11 protein-coding genes are annotated in these 6,648 nt (G+C 70.8%); 9 read left to right on the forward strand and 2 right to left on the reverse strand.

Going from position 1 to position 6,648, the window contains the following annotated elements:
• From VF665_RS07505 to VF665_RS07520, 4 genes are all read left to right on the forward strand, one after another.
• A partial coding sequence (locus VF665_RS07505) for a hypothetical protein (protein WP_331052789.1) occupies positions 1–233 on the forward strand: 233 nt, incomplete at its 5' end.
• A gap of 32 nt (positions 234–265) precedes the next feature.
• A complete protein-coding gene (locus tag VF665_RS07510) occupies positions 266–1,048 on the forward strand; it encodes an alpha/beta hydrolase (protein ID WP_331052790.1) in 783 nt (260 codons plus the stop codon).
• Positions 1,049–1,055: 7 nt separating this feature from the next.
• Positions 1,056–1,811: a hypothetical protein gene (locus VF665_RS07515; RefSeq protein WP_331052791.1), complete on the forward strand. Its 756-nt coding sequence runs from the start codon at positions 1,056–1,058 to the stop codon at positions 1,809–1,811.
• Between the two features lie 63 nt (positions 1,812–1,874).
• Positions 1,875–2,429: a DUF2939 domain-containing protein gene (locus VF665_RS07520; RefSeq protein WP_331052792.1), complete on the forward strand. Its 555-nt coding sequence runs from the start codon at positions 1,875–1,877 to the stop codon at positions 2,427–2,429.
• Positions 2,430–2,434: 5 nt separating this feature from the next.
• Here the strand turns inward: VF665_RS07520 and VF665_RS07525 are convergent, their stop codons facing one another.
• On the reverse strand, positions 2,435–2,827 hold the full coding sequence (locus VF665_RS07525; RefSeq protein ID WP_331052793.1) for a type II toxin-antitoxin system VapC family toxin: 393 nt from the start codon (positions 2,825–2,827) through the stop codon (positions 2,435–2,437).
• Between the two features lie 40 nt (positions 2,828–2,867).
• The gene (locus VF665_RS07530; RefSeq protein ID WP_331052794.1) at positions 2,868–3,467 is read right to left on the reverse strand and encodes a hypothetical protein; all 600 of its coding nucleotides are present in this window, start codon (positions 3,465–3,467) and stop codon (positions 2,868–2,870) included.
• A 153-nt stretch (positions 3,468–3,620) separates the two neighbouring features.
• On the opposite strand from VF665_RS07530, the gene sdaAB reads away from it, so the two are divergent.
• From sdaAB to VF665_RS07555, 5 genes are all read left to right on the forward strand, one after another.
• Positions 3,621–4,286 carry an L-serine ammonia-lyase, iron-sulfur-dependent subunit beta gene (sdaAB, locus tag VF665_RS07535; RefSeq protein WP_331052795.1) on the forward strand — a complete coding sequence of 222 codons (666 nt, stop codon included), beginning with the start codon at positions 3,621–3,623 and terminating at the stop codon, positions 4,284–4,286.
• Positions 4,287–4,502: 216 nt separating this feature from the next.
• Entirely contained in the window at positions 4,503–5,390 is an 888-nt protein-coding gene (gene sdaAA / locus VF665_RS07540) for an L-serine ammonia-lyase, iron-sulfur-dependent, subunit alpha (RefSeq protein ID WP_331052796.1), read from the forward strand.
• 91 nt (positions 5,391–5,481) lie between these two features.
• Positions 5,482–5,751: a hypothetical protein gene (locus VF665_RS07545; RefSeq protein ID WP_331052797.1), complete on the forward strand. Its 270-nt coding sequence runs from the start codon at positions 5,482–5,484 to the stop codon at positions 5,749–5,751.
• A complete protein-coding gene (locus tag VF665_RS07550) occupies positions 5,751–6,146 on the forward strand; it encodes a CesT family type III secretion system chaperone (RefSeq protein ID WP_331052798.1) in 396 nt (131 codons plus the stop codon). The genes VF665_RS07545 and VF665_RS07550 overlap by 1 nt, the downstream gene beginning before the upstream one ends.
• 89 nt (positions 6,147–6,235) lie before the next feature.
• Positions 6,236–6,648, forward strand: a 413-nt coding sequence (locus VF665_RS07555) for a PspA/IM30 family protein (protein ID WP_331052799.1), incomplete at its 3' end; no start/stop codon positions are given.

Consider the following 6,648-nt stretch of genomic DNA (forward strand, 5'->3'; position numbering starts at 1 on the left):
CCAGCGCGGTGGGGTTGATGACGGTGATCCTGTTCGCCACGCTGGAGCAGCTGCTGCAGGGCTGGGTGGGCGCCCGGCTAGGATTGAGCGACCGTGCCGGCGGCGTGCTGACCGGCGTGGCGGTCGGCCTGGCGTTCGAGCCCGTCCGCAGCCGCACCATCCGGCTGGTGGAGCGCGTGCTGGGCGCGGCGCCGGCGCAGGCCGCGCGCGACGTGCCCGCCGCTCTCGCGTGATCGCGGCCCGCGCCACCCTCCTCCGCCGCGCCATGCGCGTTCTGCTTCTGCTGGCGCTGGTCTACGCCGGGTTCGCGCTGCTGATGTGGCTGGTTTCGGACCGGCTGATCTTCATGCCGCCGGCGCAGCGGTACGCGCGCACGCCGGAAATCCTGCTGATTCCGCGCGCGCAGGGCGGGGTGATCGCCGCCGTTCATCTGCAGAATCCCGCGGCGCGGTACACCGTGCTGTACAGCCATGGCAACGGCGAGGATCTGGCGGGCGACCTCCCCTTTCTGCGCGGCCTGCGCGACGCCGGCTTCAACGTGCTGGCGTACGACTACAGCGGGTACGGCCTCAGCACCGGCCGCCCCTCGGAGCAGGCCGCGTACGACGACGAGGACGCGGCGTACGGTTACCTGACCCATGGCGCGGGGGTGCCGCCGGGGCGCATCATCGTGCACGGGCGGTCGCTGGGCGGAGGCCCCGCCGCGTATCTCGCCGCGCGCGAGCCGGTCGCGGGACTGATCCTGGAAAGCACCTTCCTGAGCGTGCGCGCCGTGTTCAACCGCGTGCCGCTGCTTCCCTTCGACCGCTTTCGCACGGTGGACCGGCTGAAGCACGTCACCGCGCCGGTGCTCGTGATCCACGGCACGGCGGACGAGGTGATCCCGTTCTGGCACGGCCAACGGCTGCGCGCGCTGGCGCCGGGCTCCGCGCGCGAGTTCTGGGTGCGGGGCGCGGGGCACAACAACCTGGTGGACGTGGCGGATGATGCGTACTGGCGCACGCTGCGCGATTTCGCGGCATCCCTCGACACGGTCAGGACTCGATAACGTGACGGTGATCCACCGATTCCTCCCCCCGCTGGCCGCCGCCGCGCTGCTCGCCGCAGCCGCCTGCGGCACCGCCCGCGAAGACGCCGCGGCGCGGGCGGACACCATTCGCGTCCCGGCCCCCGCGTTCGGCGGCACGGCGCCGCGCACCGTGGCGGACGGGGACACGGGGCGGGCGCTTCCGTTCAACGGCGAAACGGTGGTCGGCAGGCCGGGCGATCCCGGCTTCGTGTTCGCGCCGGTCCGCTCGCGTCCGGAAACGGTGGACAGCATTCGCGTGCTGCGCGGCGGCGTGCCCGTGCAGACGCTCGTCCCCGGCGAGAACCTGGTGGTGGGCGACATCCCTCCCGCGGACCGCATCTCCACACCGGACCTGGACTACGACGGCCACCCGGACCTTGCGCTGCTCGCGGAGACGGCGATGGCCAACTCGCGGTCGGAGTACTGGCGGTTCGATGCCAGGATGAGTCGCTTTGTCCCCCTCGGCCAGTGGGAAACGCTGATGCCGGACAGCGCCGCCCGGGAGTGGCACTCGCACAACCGCGGCGGGCACGGCGGACGGCTGTGGACGGCGGCGCGGTACCGGGTGGTGGATGGAAAGCTCGAGGCGGTCCGCGAGGAGGCGCAGGACTGGCTGGAGGATGCCGGGACCTACGTGCACATCGTCCGCGAGCGCCGCGGCGGGCGCATGGCCGAGACCCGCCGCGACACCCTGGCCGATGCCGAGGTCCGCTCCGGCCCGTCGTGGATGCCGGACCGCTGACGAGCGATCATCCGTCCCCGCCCCGCAACTCACCCCCGTCCACATCTGAATTCGGAGTTCCCGATGCGCCGTCGCGGTACGCTGTTCCTCGTTCTGGTTTTCTGCGGCCTTGCCTCCTGGCAGTACTTCACGCCGCACCTGGCGCTCCGCTCCGTGCAGGCCGCCGCCGAGGCGGGGGACGCGCAGCGCCTGAACGAACTGGTGGACTTCCCCGCCCTGCGCCTGAGCCTCAAGGACAACGTTCGCTCCGCCGTGTCCCACCAGGTGGCGGGCCGCGCGGGCTCGCGTGTGGGCGCGCTGACCGGGTTTGCGGCGGGGGCGCTCGCCGGCCCGGTGGTGGACCGCGCGCTCACGCCGTCGGGCATCGCGGCGCTCATGCAGGGCACCGCGCCGGGCGGGCGGGGCAAGCCGCGCGGCGGGAACAAGGATGGGGAGGATGACAAGCCCAATCGCGCCAACCTCACGATCGAGCGCGGCTACGCGGGGCCCAACCGCTTCGAGGTGCGCTACGTGGACCGCAACTCCGGAGCCGAGCGCCTCGCGCTGATCATGCACCGCGACGGCCTGGGCTGGAAGCTCGCCAGCGTGCGCCTGCCCGGCACCGGCGTGGAAAAGTAGCCCGGCTAAAGGCTGATTACCATCAGGTCCGTCTGGTTGAAGTCGTTCCCGAGGTGCAGCACCGGCTGGCCCGCAACACGGGCGACTGCGTAGGTGAAGCAATCGCCCAGATTGAGGCGCGCCGGGTGTCGCCCTTTTCCGAACTTCTCGAACGCGTTCACCGCGACGCGCCAGTGGTCGGACGAGAACGGAATCACAGCGGCCTCCGTCTCGGCGAAGAATTCGTCCAGCAACGCGCGCCAGTCCGCGCCGGGCCGGCCCGCCAGCACCATTCCGCTTTCCACCAGCGTCGGCGTGCCGATTGATACGGCCTCCGCCTGGCCGATCACCATCCCGGCTGCATGGGCTTCCGGCTCTTTGGTTGTGATCGCAACGATCACGGAGCTGTCGAGAATCACGTATCTGCGCTCTGGTTGAAGGTGTCGGCCCCGGCGGATCTCAGTATCCGTGCGGTCCGTATCCCAGGTACTCCTCCATCTCATCCTTGGTCATCCGGCCGCGCGCTCCGTCCGGGCCGTCCACGGGCGCGAGCGTCAGGTACACCACGTCGCCGAGCACGTGGGCCCGCAGCCCGGACTCCGCGCGGCCGAACGGGCGCAGCGCATCGGCGAGCCGGCGCAGCACCACGGCGCGGTCGCGCAGCACAGACCGCAGCGCCTCCGCCGGGCTGACGGACATCCCGCAAGCCACTTCAGCAACGAGCGCCTCGATCTCCGGGTCCTCGATGCTCCACGCGCACCCGCACGTCTCCGCCGGGTCCTGACACGGCAGCAGTTCCGCGTATCGGGCGTGCATGGGCGGGCCATAGTCCATGCGCTCCGCGCGCTCCCCGGCCGCAAGCGGCGGACGCACCTGCTCTCCGCGCTCACGCCCCGTCCGCAGTTCCTCCTCGTACGCGTCCAGGCAGGCCGCGACCTCGCGCGCGTGGTGCACCCGCTCTCGCAGGGTGGCGCGCACGGCTTCCGTGCGGCACGTCCCGCTCTCCCGCGCCACGTGGGCGGCAAGGCAGAGCGTTTCGGCGTCGTCGATCACCATCATGGTTGCACTCCCTCCGGGTTCGGGCTGCATGCTCGCTCTGTCCAGTCTAACAGCGTCCGTTCCATCCCTCCAGTCCCGGAAAAATACCGATCCGCACGCTGGCGCAGAGGGAGCGTCTGGCATGTCCACCCCGCCCCGCCTATTTTGCCGCTCATGGTATCTCTCTTCGACATCCTGGGGCCGACGATGGTAGGTCCTTCCTCGTCGCACACGGCCGGCGCCTGCCGGCTGGGGCTGATTGCGCGCGCCGTGGCCGGCGGAACGCCCGACCGCGTGCGCATTCAGCTTCATGGGTCCTTTGCCGCCACCGGTGAGGGACATGGTACGCACCGCGCCATCGTCGGCGGGCTGGTGGGGCTGCCGCCGGACGACCTGCGGCTGCGCGAAGGCTACGAGGAAGCCCGCGCCGCCGGGCTGCAGTGGGAGTTCGAGGAGGTGGACCTGGGCGACGACGCGCACCCCAACACCGCCATCTTCCACATCGAGCGCGGCGAAGACCGCCTGGTGGTCCGCGGGGCGTCGCTGGGCGGCGGTCGGGTGGAAGTGTCGGAGATCGACGGTTTTCCCGTGGCGCTGGGCGGGGCGTACCACACGCTGGTGCTGCTGGCCCACGACGAGCCGGGCACCATCGCCGCCGTGGCCACCATCCTTTCGGCACACCACGTGAACTTGGCCACCATGCGCGTGGACCGTACGGGGCGGCACCAGGACGCGCTGATGACCATCGAAGCCGACGAGCCGGTGAGCGACGCCGCGCTCGGGGCGATCCGGTCGTTCCCCTGGCTGCGGTGGGCGCGCGCGGTTCCCCGCATCGCGTGAAGACCAGGGAGTAGGGAATAGGGAATAGGGAATAGGGGGTTCGGCGCGGGGCCGGGCTTCAGCGGGTCTCGGCGGGTTTGATCGGCCATCGAGATCCAGGGGATGCCGGCGCGAACCGCGGACCTCTCAGGAACCCCGTCGAAGCGCACCGAACCACCCCTCGCACTGCTCTTGCAACCTATTCCCTATTCCCTATTTCCTGTTCCCTGCAGTTCCATGCACAAGTCCATCGAAAGCCTCCTTCGCGACGCCGAGCAGTCCGGCCGCCCAATTCCGCAGGTGGTGCTGGAAACGGAATCGCGCGAAACCGGCGTGCCCGCCGAGCAGATCCGCGCCCGCATCGCCCACACGCTCGGCGTCATGCGCCGCGCCATCGACGAGGGGCTCAAGGGCGAAGTGCGCTCCGCGTCGGGCCTTACCGGCGGGCGCGCACGCCGCCTGTGGGAGAACGGGCCGCGCATGCTGGGCGAGCGCGTCACGGTGACCCTGGCGCGCGCCATCGCCACGCTGGAGGTGAACGCGGCCATGGGGCTCATCGTCGCCGCGCCCACGGCGGGCGCGGCGGGAGTGCTGCCCGCCATCCTCATCTCCGTGGACGAGTTCGCGGGGGACATGGGCGAAGACAAGCTGATCGACGCCATGCTGGTGGCCGGCGGCGTGGGCGGCGTGGTGGCCCAGCGCGCCTCGCTGGCGGGGGCGGAAGGCGGGTGCCAGGCCGAGACGGGGACGGCCGCGGCCATGGGCGCGGCGGCGGTCACGTGGATGCACGGGGGCACGCCGGAGCAGATCAGCACCGCTATCGCGCTCTGCCTGCAGGGAATGCTGGGGCTCATCTGCGACCCCATCGGCGGGCTCGTGGAGATTCCCTGCATCTACCGCAACGCCAGCGCGGCCATGCAGGCCATCAGCGCGTCGGAAATGGCGCTGGCCGGGCTGGACTTTCCCGTGAGCGCCGACGAGGTCATCGACGTGATGGGCGAGGTGGGGCGACGCATGCCCAGCGCCTACCGCGAAACCGCGCTGGGCGGGCTGGCCGCCACCCCGTCGGCGCGCCGCCTGGTGCAGATCCGCCCCACCAGCCGCCCCTCCGGCGCCAGCCAGTAGGCCGTTCCGTCCCGGCGCCGCTGGACAGGGCGGCGCCGCGGTGAAACTTTGTGCGGGGGCGGGACGTACCCTGCCCCGTGAGAAAACGCACATGACGCTCATTGCACTGATCCTGTCCGTGGGCCTCGCCGCCCGCCTGGTCCTTACCGCGCTGCCCCGGTCCCACGGCGATGGCGACATTGCCTCGCGCGACGCCCAGATCCGCCGCCTGCGCGAGGAGATGGACGGCCTGCAGGCCGAGGTGCGCCGCCTGAGCGAGGAGCAGTCGTTCATGGTGGGGCTGCTCGGCGAAGGCGGAACCCGCATGCCCGGCGCGCTGCCCGCGCCCGGTGCCCCGACAAACAATCCGGAGAGCCGCTGATGGTGAACCGCGAGGACGTGGTGAACTTCCTGCACCGCATGGACCTGGGCTTTGAGGAAGTGGCCGAGGGAATGTGGCTGGCCTACCCCGACGAGCAGGACGGCGGCGCGCCGCTGGTCATCAGCCATGCGCCCCCGCTGCTGGTGTTTCGCCTGAAGGTGCTGGACGTGCCGCGCGACCGGGACAAGTGCTCGGACCTGTACCGCGCCCTGCTGCGCGCCAACGCCACCGAGCTCGTCCACGCCGCCTACGGGCTGGAAGAGGACGACGTGATCCTGACCGAGTCGCTGGAGCTGGAGAACCTGGACTTCAACGAGTTCCAAGCCACGGTGGATTCGTTCCAGATGGCGCTCGCCACGCACCTGGATTCGCTGGCGGGGTACCGCGACTGCTGACACGCACGGCCGTTCTGTAACGCTGACCAGGGACGTCCCCCGGAGCCGCGCACGCGGGCTTCCGCCCGGGACCTACACGTTGGGATCCGATGGGAATCTTCCAGAAGCTGTCGACCCTTGTGCGGTCGAACCTGAACGACCTGATCGCCCGGGCCGAAAACCCGGAAAAAATGCTCGAGCAGGTCATCATCGACATGCGCGAGCAGCAGACCCGGGCCAAGCAGGAGGTGGCGCTCGCCATTGCCGAAGAGCGCAAGCTCAAGTCGCAGGTGGAGGCCGAGGCCAAGCAGGCGCAGGAGTGGGAGCGCCGCGCCATGCTGGCCCTGCAGCAGGGCCGCGACGACCTGGCCCGGCAGGCCCTCATGCGCCAGCAGGAGTACGCGCAGCGCGCGCAGAGCCTGCACGACACCTGGCAGAAGCAGGCGTCCGACACCGAAAAGGTGAAGGACGCCCTCCGCCAGCTGCAGGTGAAGATCGAGGAGGCGCAGCGCAAGAAGAACCT

The sequence above is a fragment of the Longimicrobium sp. genome, from assembly GCF_036387355.1.
Lineage (GTDB): Bacteria > Gemmatimonadota > Gemmatimonadetes > Longimicrobiales > Longimicrobiaceae > Longimicrobium.